This is a genomic window from Marinobacterium sp. NO-S09 (assembly GCF_059179545.1).
This window is the reverse complement of the sequence record NZ_CP168954.1, coordinates 3,925,079-3,939,535: the sequence shown is the minus strand read 5'-3', so window position 1 is coordinate 3,939,535 and position 14,457 is coordinate 3,925,079. Positions and strand designations below refer to the sequence as shown.

At 57.8% G+C, this 14,457-nt stretch carries 13 protein-coding genes; 12 read left to right on the top strand and 1 reads right to left on the bottom strand.

What is annotated here, in order from left to right:
* The 12 genes from flhB to O3C79_RS18135 all read left to right on the top strand — a co-directional run bounded on the left by flhB (position 1) and on the right by O3C79_RS18135 (position 13,650).
* The gene (gene flhB / locus O3C79_RS18190; protein ID WP_010325329.1) at positions 1–1,149 is read left to right on the top strand and encodes a flagellar biosynthesis protein FlhB; all 1,149 of its coding nucleotides are present in this window, start codon (positions 1–3) and stop codon (positions 1,147–1,149) included.
* 145 nt (positions 1,150–1,294) lie between these two features.
* On the top strand, positions 1,295–3,406 hold the full coding sequence (gene flhA / locus O3C79_RS18185) for a flagellar biosynthesis protein FlhA (protein ID WP_417534240.1): 2,112 nt from the start codon (positions 1,295–1,297) through the stop codon (positions 3,404–3,406).
* Between the two features lie 33 nt (positions 3,407–3,439).
* On the top strand, positions 3,440–4,927 hold the full coding sequence (gene flhF / locus O3C79_RS18180; RefSeq protein ID WP_494384236.1) for a flagellar biosynthesis GTPase FlhF: 1,488 nt from the start codon (positions 3,440–3,442) through the stop codon (positions 4,925–4,927).
* 11 nt (positions 4,928–4,938) lie between these two features.
* Entirely contained in the window at positions 4,939–5,763 is an 825-nt protein-coding gene (locus tag O3C79_RS18175) for a MinD/ParA family protein (protein WP_010325332.1), read from the top strand.
* A gap of 11 nt (positions 5,764–5,774) precedes the next feature.
* Positions 5,775–6,485, top strand: coding sequence for an RNA polymerase sigma factor FliA (locus tag O3C79_RS18170; protein WP_494384235.1), 711 nt, complete (start codon positions 5,775–5,777; stop codon positions 6,483–6,485).
* A 65-nt stretch (positions 6,486–6,550) separates the two neighbouring features.
* Positions 6,551–6,937 carry a chemotaxis response regulator CheY gene (cheY, locus tag O3C79_RS18165; RefSeq protein WP_010325334.1) on the top strand — a complete coding sequence of 129 codons (387 nt, stop codon included), beginning with the start codon at positions 6,551–6,553 and terminating at the stop codon, positions 6,935–6,937.
* A 23-nt stretch (positions 6,938–6,960) separates the two neighbouring features.
* On the top strand, positions 6,961–7,815 hold the full coding sequence (locus O3C79_RS18160) for a protein phosphatase CheZ (protein WP_494384234.1): 855 nt from the start codon (positions 6,961–6,963) through the stop codon (positions 7,813–7,815).
* 12 nt (positions 7,816–7,827) lie between these two features.
* Entirely contained in the window at positions 7,828–9,951 is a 2,124-nt protein-coding gene (locus O3C79_RS18155) for a chemotaxis protein CheA (protein ID WP_494384233.1), read from the top strand.
* Between the two features lie 28 nt (positions 9,952–9,979).
* Positions 9,980–11,221: a protein-glutamate methylesterase/protein-glutamine glutaminase gene (locus O3C79_RS18150; RefSeq protein ID WP_494384232.1), complete on the top strand. Its 1,242-nt coding sequence runs from the start codon at positions 9,980–9,982 to the stop codon at positions 11,219–11,221.
* On the top strand, positions 11,221–11,979 hold the full coding sequence (locus O3C79_RS18145) for a flagellar motor protein (RefSeq protein ID WP_494384231.1): 759 nt from the start codon (positions 11,221–11,223) through the stop codon (positions 11,977–11,979). Before O3C79_RS18150 ends, O3C79_RS18145 begins: the two co-directional genes overlap by 1 nt.
* Positions 11,957–12,874 (top strand): flagellar motor protein MotD, encoded by a 918-nt coding sequence (gene motD / locus O3C79_RS18140; protein ID WP_494384230.1) that lies wholly within the window; start codon positions 11,957–11,959, stop codon positions 12,872–12,874. Before O3C79_RS18145 ends, motD begins: the two co-directional genes overlap by 23 nt.
* The gene (locus O3C79_RS18135) at positions 12,874–13,650 is read left to right on the top strand and encodes a ParA family protein (protein WP_494385807.1); all 777 of its coding nucleotides are present in this window, start codon (positions 12,874–12,876) and stop codon (positions 13,648–13,650) included. Before motD ends, O3C79_RS18135 begins: the two co-directional genes overlap by 1 nt.
* Before the next feature lie 184 nt (positions 13,651–13,834).
* Here the strand turns inward: O3C79_RS18135 and O3C79_RS18130 are convergent, their stop codons facing one another.
* Positions 13,835–14,443 carry a hypothetical protein gene (locus O3C79_RS18130; RefSeq protein ID WP_494384229.1) on the bottom strand — a complete coding sequence of 203 codons (609 nt, stop codon included), beginning with the start codon at positions 14,441–14,443 and terminating at the stop codon, positions 13,835–13,837.
* Positions 14,444–14,457 lie beyond the last annotated feature (14 nt).

The following is a 14,457-nucleotide window of genomic DNA, read 5'->3' as shown; positions in this document are numbered from 1 at the left end:
GTGGCAGAAGAGACAGGTCAGGAAAAGTCAGAAGAGCCAACGGAGAAGCGTCTGCGAGACGCGCGAGAAAAAGGCGATATTCCGCGTTCTCGTGAGTTGGGTTCAACTGCTTTGCTGCTGTCTGCAGCGGCTGCGGGCTTGCTGTTTGGCGAAGATGTGGCGTTTACCATGATGAGCGTGATGCGAGAAAGCTTCACTCTGGACCGGCAGGATGTGTTTGATACCTCGCGCATGTTTACCCATCTCGGAGAAGCCCTTTATGAAGGATTCTTCAGTCTTTGGGGTTTTTTTCTGCTCACTTTGCTGGCGGCGCTCCTGACCCCGATTGCCTTGGGCGGCTGGAATTTCAGTGGCCAGGCGCTGCAGCCCAAGGGCAGCCGCATCAACCCGCTCAGTGGCCTCAAGCGCATGTTTTCTCTCAAGGCACTGATGGAGCTGGGGAAGGGGCTCGCCAAGTTTCTGCTGGTCGGGTCCTTTGCCATTATGGTGCTCTGGCTGGACCGGCCTGACCTGATCGCGCTGGCCCGTGAAGCCGTGGAGCCGGCAGTTGCGCACTCGCTGCAGATCCTCGGCTGGTCCTTTCTGGTCATGAGTCTGTCTCTCATCATTATCTCCCTGGTGGATGTGCCTTTTCAGCTGTACGACTACAACAAGAAGCTGAAGATGACGATGCAGGAAGTGAAGGACGAGATGAAAAACACGGAGGGTAAGCCCGAGGTGAAAGGTCGTATTCGCCAGTTGCAGCGCGAAATCGCCCAGCGCAAGATGATGTCGGAAGTGCCCGAAGCGGATGTGGTGATTACCAACCCGACCCACTACGCTGTAGCGCTGAAATATGATCAGCAGGGCGGCGGTGCACCGCGAGTCATTGCCAAGGGCGCCGATTTTGTGGCGCTCAAGATCCGTGAAATCGCCGAAGCCAACGATGTGCCCCTGCTTTCGGCTCCAGCGCTGGCGCGGGCGCTTTATCATAACAGCGAGATCGGTGATGAGATTCCGGCGGGCCTCTACAAGTCCGTTGCCCAGGTATTGGCCTATGTGTTTCAGCTCAAGCGTTCACGCCAGCATCTGGAGGAAGCACCGAAGCCGCTGCATGAAGATGACTTCGAAATTCCTGAAGACCTGCGCGCCGACCCGGAACCCGAGTAAATCTGGCTGGAATCTTGCATAATACCCTGCTGGGTGTCGGTTAATCGTCAGAAAAACATCATTATCACCCATTATTATCCTTGGCAGTTTGTTTAAGCTGCCATCAAGGCTACATCTGTCGTTTTTTTGACGCTCGGGAGGGGAAGTGGAGCGCGAGGTTATCCTGAACAATGTCCGTGGCCTGACACAGGGGAATCTGGGTATTCCGCTGCTGCTGCTGGTTATTCTGGGCATGGTCACCCTGCCCATGCCGCCCTTTCTGCTGGACGTGTTCTTTACCTTCAACATCGCGCTGTCGATTGTGGTGCTGCTGGTCAGTATCTATGCCCTGAGGCCACTGGACTTCGCCGTTTTCCCCACCATCCTGCTGGCGGCAACGTTATTGCGATTGGCGCTTAACGTTGCTTCGACACGTGTGGTGCTGCTGTTCGGTCATGAGGGCGGTGATGCAGCCGGTAAGGTGATCGAGGCCTTCGGTGATGTAGTTGTGGGCGGCAACTATGTGGTCGGTATCGTGGTGTTCCTGATTCTGGTCATCATCAACTTCGTGGTGGTGACCAAGGGTGCAGGCCGTATCTCCGAAGTAAGTGCCCGCTTTACCCTCGATGCCATGCCCGGTAAGCAGATGGCCATCGATGCAGACTTGAATGCAGGCCTGATCAATCAGGATGAGGCACGCTCCCGGCGTCAGGAAGTAACTCAGGAAGCCGACTTCTACGGTGCCATGGACGGTGCGTCCAAGTTCGTGCGCGGTGATGCCGTGGCCGGTATTTTGATCCTGGTGATCAACCTGCTGGGCGGTCTGGGTATCGGCATGGTCCAGCACGGCCTCAGCTTTGACATGGCACTGCAGTACTACTCGCTGCTGACCATCGGTGATGGCCTGGTTGCACAGATTCCGTCGCTGCTGCTGTCTACTGCGGCGGCGGTGATGGTGACCCGAGCCAACTCATCCGAAGCGATGGGTGCCCAGGTGTTCCGTCAGATGTTTGCCTCGCCGCGTGCGCTTAGCGTGGCGGCTGCCATACTGTTTATCATGGGCATTGTGCCCGGCATGCCGCACATCGCCTTTATCGGTCTGGCAGCGCTGGCAGCCGGTGGTGCCTGGTGGATTCATCGCCGTGAAGTACAGCGTCAGGCGGCGGCTGCAGAAGCGGCAGAACAGGAACAGACGGTTGAAACCGAGCAGCCTGCTGAAGAGCAGCGCGAACTGGGCTGGGATGATGTCATGCCGGTGGACATGATTGGCCTGGAGGTTGGTTACCGGCTGATACCCATGGTGGACAAAATGCAGGGTGGTCAACTGCTTGGTCGTATCAAAGGGGTACGCAAGAAATTGTCACAGGATCTGGGCTTCCTGGTGCCTTCGGTGCATATCCGCGACAATTTGGATCTGCTGCCCGGGGCTTACCGCGTAACCCTGATGGGCGTGATTGCGGGTGAGGCCGAGATCTACCCTGACCGTGAGTTGGCGATTAACCCGGGCCAGGTGTTTGGCGATCTCAAGGGCGTTGCCGTCAAGGATCCGGCGTTTGGTCTGGATGCGGTCTGGATCGAGAAGAACCAGAAAGAGCAGGCGCAGACACTGGGTTACACGGTGGTCGATGCCAGCACGGTTGTGGCCACACATATCAACCAGATCATGCAAAACCATGCGCATGAGCTGTTGGGGCATGAGGAAGTGCAGCAGTTGCTGGATCTGCTGACCAAGTCCTGTCCCAAACTGGTGGAAGAGCTTATTCCGAAGAAGCTGTCGATCAGTGCGCTGTTAAAGGTATTGCAGAACCTGTTGATGGAGCAGGTGCCGCTGAAAGATTTCCGTTCCATTGCCGAAGCGCTGGCCGAGGCGGTGCAGCGTACCCAGGATCCGCTGGCATTGACGGCGGCGGTACGTGTGGCCCTGTCGCGTCTGATCGTTCAGACCGTCAATGGCTCCGATCCTGATCTGCCGGTGATAACCCTTGAACCGGCACTTGAACAGATGCTGCTCAACTCCATGCAGCAGGGCCAGGGGGATGAAGGCATGGTGCTGGAGCCGGGTATGGCTGAGCGTCTGCAGAAATCCCTGGCTGAAACAGCGCAGCGGCAGGAGATGGCAGGCAAGCCGTCGGTACTGCTGGTTGCGGCCCCGGTGCGTCCCCTGATGGCGAAATTTGTGCGTTATGGTGAGCACCAAATTCATGTACTCTCCTATCAGGAGATCCCTGAAAACAAGAAAGTCACCATCGTGGCCACAGTAGGTGGACAAAATGGCTAGGGTTTGGCGACTGGCTGCCGATAAGGGAAGCATATGAAAGTCAAACGCATCTTTGCACCGGACATGCGACAAGCGATGCGCCGGGTGCGTGAAGAGATCGGACCCGATGCGGTCATCATTTCCAACCATCGCGTTGCCGGTGGGGTGGAGGTCGTGGCTGCGCGTGAAGATGAGTACGAGGCGGCGCAGGCAGAGCTGAAGCGCAACCGGGCGGCTGCGGCCAAACCGGGTGGCTCCAACCGTGAGGAACAGGTACGTATCCTCACCGGAGGGCATTCACACCAGTCGGAGCAGGCCAGCCGCAATGCGGCCCTTGAGGCGGAGCTGAACAAGACCCGCGCCCGTATCGCCGAAGCCAGCCGTCGCATGACGGAGCCTACTCCGGCCGCAGACCGCAATGCCAACCGCCAGATTGATGACGAAGATGATGAAGATCTTCGCTCTATTCTGGAGTCGTTGCGCAGTCGAAATCGCCGTCGCGAGCTGGAAGAACAGCGCCCGCCCGCCAGACCTCCGGCCCGTGAGCCGGCACCCTTGCCGATGGATGAGCCGCCGCATCAGGACACGGCATCTATCGGTGATGATAGCCTGTTGCAAAGCATGCAGCACGAGATTCAGGAGCTGCGCTCTCTGCTCCAGCAAAATGCACAACCCACCCCCGCGCCACCGCAAAACCCTGTGTATTCTTCTCAACCAGACACTGCCGGTGCGGATAATCTGGTTGTGCGTCGACTGCAGCAGCTGGGTTTGGGCCAGGCGCTGGTGCGCCAGCTGATGAGCGGCGTCGAGCCGGACCTGTCACCGGACAAGGCCTGGCGCAATGCTTTGTCGAGGTTGTCGGACGCCTTGCCGGTATTGGGCGAAGAGATGATTGAACGCGGTGGTATGATCGCCTTTGTCGGTCCCACCGGAGTGGGCAAAACGACCACTATTGGCAAGCTGGCAGCGCGTCATGTGCTGCAGCATGGCAGTTCCAGTCTGGCGTTGGTGACCACGGACTGCTTCCGTATCGCGGCACATGAGCAGCTGAAGACGTTTGGCCGCATCCTCGATGTGCCTGTGCGTGTGGTCGATGAAAGCCACAGCCTGGAAGAAGTGCTGCAAAGCTTGAGAAACAAGCGCCTGGTTTTGATCGATACAGCGGGTATGAATGCCAGTGACCCTCAGGGGCAACTGCAGATGCAGATGTTGTCAGGCGTCACGTTAAGGCTGAAAAAACTGCTGGTGCTGTCCTGTTCCAGTCAGCAACAGTTGATGCGTAGCGCCTATGACAACTACTCTACATTAGGCTTGCACGGCTGTGTGCTCAGTAAAACGGATGAATCGGGTAGCCTGGGTGAAGCGTTGACACTGGCGGTGGAAAAACAGCTGCCGGTGACCTATATCACTGATGGGCAGAAGATTCCGGACGATATTGGCATCGCCAGCCGGAACGACCTGGTCAGTCGAGCAGTTGTCACGGCGCAGAAAGCGTCGGGTCATTCGGATGACGGGGCGGCGTCCCTGTTCAGGGCGGGTTGAGGAGTCGTTGGATGAAGCAAACCCACCCGGTAAAAGTAATAGCAGTCACAGGTGGTAAGGGCGGTGTTGGCAAGACCAACGTTTCCGTAAACCTGGCCGCGGCTCTGAGTGAGATGAATCAGCGTGTTGTGCTGATGGATGCTGACCTGGGGCTGGCCAATGTGGATGTGATGCTGGGGCTGAGAGCCAAGCAGAACATCGCGGACGTATTGTCCGGTCAGGCTACTCTCAAGGATGTGATGGTCAGCGCCGGTGAGAATTTCTGGATTGTACCGGCAGCATCGGGTACCCAGGAAATGACGGCGTTGAGTGCGCACGAGCACGCCGAGCTGATTCATGCCTTTAACGATATCGCCGATGAGCTGGATGTGTTGGTAATCGATACTGCGGCGGGTATATCGGATTCGGTCGTCAGCTTTGTCAGGGCGGCGCAGGAAGTGCTTGTGGTGGTATGCGATGAGCCGACCTCGATCACCGATGCCTATGCGTTGATCAAACTGCTCAACCGTGACTACCAGATGACGCGGTTCCGTGTGCTGGCCAATATGGTGCGTACCGAGTCCGAGGGGCGGAGCATGTTTAACAAACTGTTGACAGTTACCGACAGGTTCCTTGATGTGACGCTTCAATACCTGGGATCAATCCCTTATGATGAGACGGTACGCAAGGCCGTGCAGAAACAGAAGGCGGTTCTCAAGGCTTACCCCCGGGACAAGGCTGCGCTGGCATATCGGCAGCTGGCCAACAAGGTTGATGGCTGGCCCGTTAACAACAGCCCCCGCGGACACCTTGAGTTTTTTGTTGAGCGTCTTGTCCAGGGTACAAGAGCTCCCTGATAGCAGCGTGTATGTACAACGAATTGGAGTTTAAATCAGGCCAGGAGCTGATTCAGGAGTATACGCCGCTGGTCAAGCGTATTGCCCATCACCTGATGGCGCGGCTGCCGGCAAGCGTTGTCCTGGATGACCTGATCCAGTCCGGCATGATCGGGCTGCTGGAAGCTGCTCGGCGCTACGATGCCAGTAAAGGGGCCAGTTTTGAGACTTTTGCCGGCATTCGTATCCGTGGCGCCATTATTGACGAAGTGCGCCGGGGCGACTGGACACCGCGCTCCGTGCACCGGAATGCGCGTCGTGTCAGTGATGCGATCAATCAGATTGAGCACCGCACCGGGCGCGATGCCTCCGATGCGGAAGTGGCTGCAGAGCTCCAGGTGAGTATGACCGATTACCATGCCTTGTTGCAGGACTCGGTCGACAGTCGTCTGTTCAGCTATGATCAATTAACCGAGTCTTCGGACGAGTCGCCCGGTGATCAGTTTGAAACGGCGGACCCGGGGCCCGGGTTGCAACATGAAGATGGCGGTTTCCGCCAGGCGCTGGCTGATGCCATTGGTCGTCTGCCGGAACGTGAACGTTTGGTTCTGTCGCTGTATTATGACGAAGAGCTGAACTTAAAAGAGATCGGTCAGGTGTTGGGTGTCAGTGAATCACGCGTCAGCCAGATTCACAGTCAGGCAGCCCTCCGGCTTAGAGGCCGGCTGAAGGATTGGCGTTGAGCGTCAGGTGGCGCCAGCCATCGGCGGACAACGCTGAAAGATGTTTTTGAACTGGGAGAAGTGTCTTGAAAAAAGACATCAAAATTCTTGTCGTAGATGATTTCTCGACGATGCGACGCATCATCAAGAACCTGCTGCGCGATCTCGGCTTCACCAATGTGGAAGAAGCAGACGATGGCAAGACGGCGTTGCCGATTCTGCAGCAGGGACATATCGAATTCCTGATTACCGACTGGAACATGCCCGGCATGACCGGTATCGACCTGTTGAAAACCGTGCGTGCTGACCCATCTCTGTCACAGATTCCAGTGCTGATGGTCACGGCCGAAGCTAAGCGTGAACAGATCATCGCTGCGGCGCAGGCAGGTGTGAACGGTTATGTTGTTAAACCCTTCACCGCCGGCGTGCTGAAAGAAAAGATCGATAAGATCTTTGAACGTATTGATGGCTAACAGGCGTTAGCGGGGAGTCGCAGATGGCAGCGCAAACGGCCAGCAAAGTGGATTTCAACGGTTTTGACGAGTTCCTGCGTGACAGGGCCAAAGCCTTGGTGTCCGAGTTGGAAGCCGGTAATCTGCCGGAAGCCATGGGGCTGATCAACGAGCTTCAGTTCGCTCGGCACCAGGTGTTCTACAACGAAGTGGGCCATTTGACACGCGGCCTGCATGAGGCAATCAAAACCTTTTCCAGTGATGTCGGCGGGCAAATGCCCACGGCGGAAGCCGACGTACAATCGGCCATGGGAGATGCGTCCGATCGCTTGAGCTATGTTATCGAGCTGACGGAAAAAAGCGCTCATGAAACCATGGACCGGGTTGATCGCTCACTCAGTCTGGTAGACAAACTGGATCAGCAGAGCGGGCGCTTCAAGGAGCTTTTGCTTCTGGTAGGGCAGCTGGAGGGCGAGTTCAAGGCTCTGGATGGTGTGTATGACCGTACCTGTAAGCTCAAGAGCGAATCCGAGGCAACAATTGAAGAACTGCGTACAACCTTGACCGATATCCTCGTCTCCCAGGGGACACAGGACATAACCGGGCAGTTGATTCGCCGTGTCATCACATTGGTAACCCAGGTGGAAGGCCAGCTGGTCAGTTTGATGGATATGGCAGCCAAGGTAGAGCGTCTCAGTAGTCTTGAGGGCTCGTCTGTTGCTGGTGTGAGCGCGGCTGAGCCCACGGCAGAAGAGCCTGCGGCACCCGATAGTAGCGATAAAAAACAAGACAAGCATGATCCTGTTCGTGCGGAAGGCCCTCAACTTCCGACTGGCAAAGGGGATAATGTGTGTGACCAGGACGATGTGGATGACCTGCTTTCCAGCCTGGGATTTTGATAGGAGCTCCGTATGAGTTTGGATGTCGATCAGGAAATTCTGGAAGACTTTCTCGTTGAGGCGGGCGAGATTCTTGAGCAGCTCTCGGAGCAGCTGGTGGATCTGGAGCAGCGCCCCGATGACAAGGATCTGCTAAACGCGATTTTCAGGGGCTTCCACACGGTTAAGGGTGGTGCCGGTTTCCTGCAGTTGGACGCAATGGTTGAGTGCTGCCACAAGGCCGAGAACCTGTTCGACCTGCTGCGCAATGGCGAGCTGGCAGTTAGCGCCAATTTGATGGATGTGGTGCTGCAGGCACTGGATTCAGTCAACGCCATGTTCGAGAGCGTGCGTTCCGGTGACGAGCCCGAGCATGCATCGCCCCAGCTATTGCAGGCGCTGAAGGATTATGCCGAAGGTAAAGGCGGCGAAGTACCGCCTGTTTCAGCTCCGGCAACAGCTCCCGCAGCTCCACCTCCAGCCCCTTCAGAGCCTGCTCCTCAGGCACCTGCTGAAGCGGCCAGCACTAACCCCAACACTCCCAGCGATGATTTTGAAATGCTGCTGGGGGATCTCGCGGGGAGTCATGCTGAAGGGGGGGCAGCCCCATCCGGCGGTGATGATGACCTGATTAGCGAGGACGAATTCGAGTCCCTGCTCGACGAGCTGCATGGCCCGGGCAAAGGGCCGGTCCATACCCCCGAAGCGTCTGGTGACGCACCAGCGGCGGGCAGTACCGGCGAAGACCTGATTACCGATGACGAGTTTGAAGCGCTGCTGGATGAGCTGCAGTCGTCTGGCCAGGGGGCCTTTGCTCACCTGCCGCATGATGAAGCAGCGCCGGCAGCCGCACCTGCTCCGGCTCCGGTAGCACCTGAACCTCAGCCGGCTCCGGTTGAGCCGGTCGCCGCCGCGGCACCTGTCGTTGCGGAACCGGAAAAACCGAAAGACACAGCCAGCAAAGCGGCTGCCAAGGCCAATAAGCCACCTGCCGAAAGCAATGTGCGTGTTGATACACGCCTGCTCGACAAAATCATGAATATGGTGGGTGAGCTGGTACTGGTGCGTAACCGTCTGGTACGTCTGGGCAATACCCGTGAAGACGAAGAGATGGCCAAGGCGCTGGGCACGCTGGATATGGTGACTGCCGACCTGCAGACCTCGGTCATGAAAACACGCATGCAGCCGGTGAAGAAGGTATTCGGCCGCTTCCCGCGTCTGATTCGAGACCTTTCTCGCAGCCTCAAGAAGGAAGTCCGTCTTGAGTTACGAGGTGAAGAGACCGACTTGGATAAAAACCTGGTCGAAGCTCTGGCGGACCCCTTGATCCACCTGGTGCGCAACGCAGTTGATCACGGTATTGAAGATCCGGATCAGCGCGCCAGCAGCGGCAAGCCGCGTGAAGGTCATGTTCTGCTCTCTGCAGAGCAGGAAGGTGACCATATCCTGTTGATTATTCAGGATGACGGCGCCGGTATGGATCCGGAAAAACTGCGCAACCTTGCCGTTAAACGCGGCATGATGGATGCGGAAGCTGCGCGTCGCCTTACCGATCAGGAGTGTTTCAACCTGATCTTCCAGGCCGGTTTCTCCACCAAAACCGAGATTTCGGATGTGTCCGGCCGCGGCGTGGGCATGGATGTGGTCAAAACCAAGATCACCCAGCTGAACGGTACCCTGAGCATCGATTCCATTCTGGGGCAGGGCACCCGTATCGCCATTCAGGTACCGCTGACGCTGGCGATCATGCCGACGTTGATGGTGGTGCTGGAAGGTCAGGCCTTTGCGCTGCCGCTGGTGAACGTGAATGAGATCTTCAACCTGGATCTGACCAAGACCAACATTGTCGATGGTCAACAGGTGATCATTGTGCGCGATCAGGCGTTGCCGCTGTTCCACCTCAAGCGTTGGCTGGTGAAAGGGCAGTCAGGTGCCGAGCTGCCTGATCAGGGGCATGTGGTCATTGTCAGTGTGGGTACCACCCGTGTGGGCTTCATTGTCGACCAGCTCGTGGGTCAGGAAGAGGTGGTGATCAAGCCTCTGGGCAGCATTCTGCACGGTACACCGGGCCTGTCCGGTGCCACCATTACAGGTGATGGCCGCATTGCACTGATCATTGATATTCCCAATTTGCTGAAATACTACGCATCGACCTGAGTACGGCGGATGTGACAGAGGAAGTACTATGCCGGTAAGTGTGTTGATCGTTGATGATTCGGGGTTTTTCCGCCATCGCATCGAAGAGATGCTGAAGGATGACCCCCGTCTCAGCGTGGTAGGCACCGCCGTCAATGGCAAGGAAGCGGTGGAGCTGGCCAAGCGCCTCAAGCCTGATGTCGTTACCATGGATGTGGAAATGCCACAAATGAATGGCATTGAAGCGGTACGCATCATCATGCGTGAGGCGCCAACCAACGTATTGATGCTGTCTTCGCTGACCCATGAAGGCGCGCGCGTCACCCTGCAGGCACTTGAGGCCGGCGCGGCCGACTATCTGCCCAAGGATATTCGTGCCTGGATGGACAAGGGCAGCAGCGTCCGCAGCCAGTTGATTGATCGCCTGGTGGCTCTGGGGCGTAGCCGTCGACACCGTCGCAGCACCGCCTTCGAACGTTCCTACCCGGGGCATGCCGAGAAGGGCACCACCATGGTGTTCAGGCCTGAGCCCGAGAAGCCACGCAGCACCACTTCGACAACGACTGCCAGTCCTCGCGCACGCACCACCCCAGCGCCACGCACCACTCCAAGCGCGCTGCGTTCACGCGAGACGGCGCCACCTGTCGCTTCACCTGCTGCTCCTGCGGTTTCAGGTAAAAATGACCCGGCTACAACGCCGGCAAGCCGCGTGCGCTTCCCGGATTGCAAGCTGGTGGTGATTGGCGCTTCCACAGGCGGACCGGCCGCATTGCAGAAGGTATTGACGGCCTTGCCGGCCAATTATCCCTACCCGATCCTGCTAGTGCAGCACATGCCGAAAACCTTTACCCAGGTATTTGCCGAGCGCTTGAATCAGCAGTGCAACATCAGTGTCAAGGAAGCTGAGGACGGCGATCGTATGCGCCCGGGGCTGGCGTTGCTGGCACCTGGCGGTCTGCAGATGATGATTGACCCCAAGCAGACGGATCGGGTGCGTATCCTGCCCGGTGACGAGCGTCTGACCTACAAGCCCAGTGTGGATGTTACCTATGCTTCTGCCGCGAAAACCTATTCCGGCAAGGTGCTGGGCGTGATTTTGACCGGCATGGGCGCGGATGGCTGTGATGGTGCCCGTCTGCTGAAACAGGCCGGCTCCACCATGTGGGCGCAGAACAGGGATACCTGCACCATTTACGGCATGCCACAGGCGGTGGTCAATGCAAATCTGGCAGATGCGGTATTGGCACTGGAGGACATCGGCCCCCTGTTGGCGAATCGGGGACCGCGCTGATGTGGCTCTTGCTCGGGCTTTTGCTGGGCATAGGAGCGATTATTGCCGCCAATCAGCTGGAGGGCGGAAGCTTGCTGCAGCTGGTGAACTTGCCGGCCGCTCTGATTGTATTCGGCGGTACGCTGGGGGCCGTCATGGTGCAAACCCCGCCTGCGATTCTGCGCCGTACCGGCCAACTGCTAAGCCTGTCACAACGCACACAGTTGTCACATGAGCAGGGCATCCAGCAGTTGATCCACTGGTGTATAACGGCTCATCGGAAAGGGTTGGTGGCGCTGGAGCAGGAAGCCTCCTCCGTGGAGGATCGTTTCGTGCGCAATGGACTTCAATTATTGGCAGACGGTAAACCGGCGGAAGCGGTCAGGGCTACCCTTGAAGTGGAACTGATCACCCGTGAGCAGCGTGATTACCAGGCAGCGCGCGTGCTGGAAAGTATGGGCGGTTATGCGCCGACCATGGGGATTATTGGCGCTGTTCTGGGCTTGATACAAGTGATGGTGCGTCTGGATCAGCCGTCCCAGTTGGGCAGCGGCATCGCGACGGCGTTTGTGGCGACCATCTACGGTATTGGCGTGGCCAACCTGCTACTGCTGCCCTTGGCGGCCAAGCTGCGTCAAATGATTGACAGCCGCAGCCTCTACCATGAAATGATGATGGAAGGGTTGCTGATGATTGCTGACGGCCAGGGGCCCAAAAGCGTTCAGCTTAAGCTGCAAGGCTATCTGGATACGAGCGATGCCGCGCCGACGCCGTCCTGAAACCGATCTGAAAACCGACCGCTGGATGATCTCCTGGGCGGACTTCGTGACACTGCTGCTGGCTTTCTTCGTGGTGATGTATGCGCTGTCCTCGGTGAACGAAGACAAATACCGCCAGCTATCGGAATCACTTTCGCAGATTTTTCGCGCCGAAGGTGGCAGTCAGGTGCTGACGCCGACTTCCCGGGGGCCGGGTCTTCTGGATGGGCAAGCGCGCCCTGTCAGTGAACCTGAAGCCCGTGTTGAGCCGTCAGATCCCGAGGTCAGCCAACAACTGGACGCGATCAGGACGCAAGCAGAGCAGATATTCGCTGAGCAGATTGACAGGGGACTGGTGCAGGTCAGTGGCAACCGTCTCTGGGTTGCGATAGAGCTGAATGCCAGTTTGTTGTTTGCCAGTGGTGATGCCATTCCGGTGATTGAAGCGGACGCACTCTTGCAGCCGGTGATTGAACTGGTGCAGGATGCAGAAAATCCCGTGCATGTTGAAGGGTTTACCGACAGTCAGCCGATCAATACAGCACGTTTTCCATCCAACTGGGAGCTCTCTGCAGCACGTGCCGCTGCGGTTGTGCGTTTGCTGCAGCAACGGGGGGTTGCCCCGCAGCGTCTGGCTGCGGTGGGTTATGGCCAGTATCAGCCGGCCTACAGTAACCGCACGGCTGAGGGGCGGCAGCGCAACCGTCGTATCGTGATAGTGGTAGCACGTGATCAAAAGGTGCGCCGAGCAGTGGAAGCCTATGGCAGTGACCGCATCAGTGAGGATGCAATTAATACGTTGTTGATCGAAGGCGTAGATGAGTCGCCGTCGGTACCGACACTGGAACAGGTGGAAACGGACTCCGGGATTCTGTTTCGACAGGCAAGCCCGGAGCAAGAACAGGAACAACAATGATGCAGGTATGGGCAGTTGCAAATCAGAAGGGCGGTGTGGGCAAAACGACCACCGCTGTTACCCTGGCCGGTCTTCTGGCGGAAGTGGGCTACCGGGTGCTCCTGGTCGACCTGGATCCACATGGGTCGATGACCAGCTATTTCCGTTATGACCCCGATGAGCTGGAACACAGCGTCTATGATCTGTTTGAACAGGTTAAAGTGGAGCAGGATCAGGTACGCCAGCTTATTCTCGAAACCAGCCACGAAAGTATCCAGCTGATTCCGGCCTCGACCGCATTGGCCACACTTGAACGCAAGGCGGTTGCACAGGAAGGCATGGGGCTGCAGGTAGCCAAGGCGCTGCGTCACCTGCAGGCCGACTATGATTACGTCATTATGGACAGCCCGCCGGTGCTGGGTGTGCTGATGGTGAATGCCCTCGCGGCCTGTAATCATCTATTAGTGCCGGTACAGACCGAATTCCTGGCGCTTAAAGGGCTGGAGCGTATGGTGCGCACCATTGAAATGATTAACCGTGCCCGCCGCAATAAGCTGGCCTACACCATCGTCCCCACCTTCTACGATCGCAGAACTCAGGCCTCAGTCAACAGCTTGCGTGAGCTGCATCATCATTATGCAGATCATGTTTCCAATGCGGTTGTGCCGGTCGATACCAAATTCAGAAATGCCAGCCTAAAGGGGCTGGTACCGTCGTCGCTTGATGCGGGCAGTCGTGGTGTGCATGCCTATGCGCGCCTGTTGCGTACACTGCTGGAACGGCGTCGACAGGAGTAAGCCATGGCTGATCAGAAAAAAGTTGTATTCGAATACCTCGAGGCCCTGTTGCAGGATCCAGACCTGGACGCACCTGAGGTCGAGCCCAAAACCGAAAGCAAACCGGTGGAGCCGTCTCAAGAAAGCCCGGCTGCAGAGGATCCGGCAGAAGATGCTTCCCCTATTGACTCCCCTGAGCCCACAATCACTGTAGAGCCAGAGCCAGAGCCAGAGCCAGAGCCAGAGCCAGAGCCAGAGCCAGAGCCAGAGCCAGAGCCAGAGCCAGAGCCAGAGCCAGAGCCAGAGCCAGAGCCAGAGCCAGAGCCAGAGCCAGAGCCAGAGCCAGAGCCAGAGCCAGAGCCAGAGCCAGAGCCAGAGCCAGAGCCAGAGCCAGAGCCAGAGCCAGAGCCAGAGCCAGAGCCAGAGCCAGAGCCAGAGCCAGAGCCAGAGCCAGAGCCAGAGCCAGAGCCAGAGCCAGAGCCAGAGCCAGAGCCAGAGCCAGAGCCAGAGCCAGAGCCAGAGCCAGAGCCAGAGCCAGAGCCAGAGCCAGAGCCAGAGCCAGAGCCAGAGCCAGAGCCAGAGCCAGAGCCAGAGCCAGAGCCAGAGCCAGAGCCAGAGCCAGAGCCAGAGCCAGAGCCAGAGCCAGAGCCAGAGCCAGAGCCAGAGCCAGAGCCAGAGCCAGAGCCAGAGCCAGAGCCAGAGCCAGAGCCAGAGCCAGAGCCAGAGCCAGAGCCAGAGCCAGAGCCAGAGCCAGAGCCAGAGCCAGAGCCAGAGCCAGAGCCAGCACCTGAACCGGCACCACAGCCCGCCGCATCCAAGGCGCCTCCG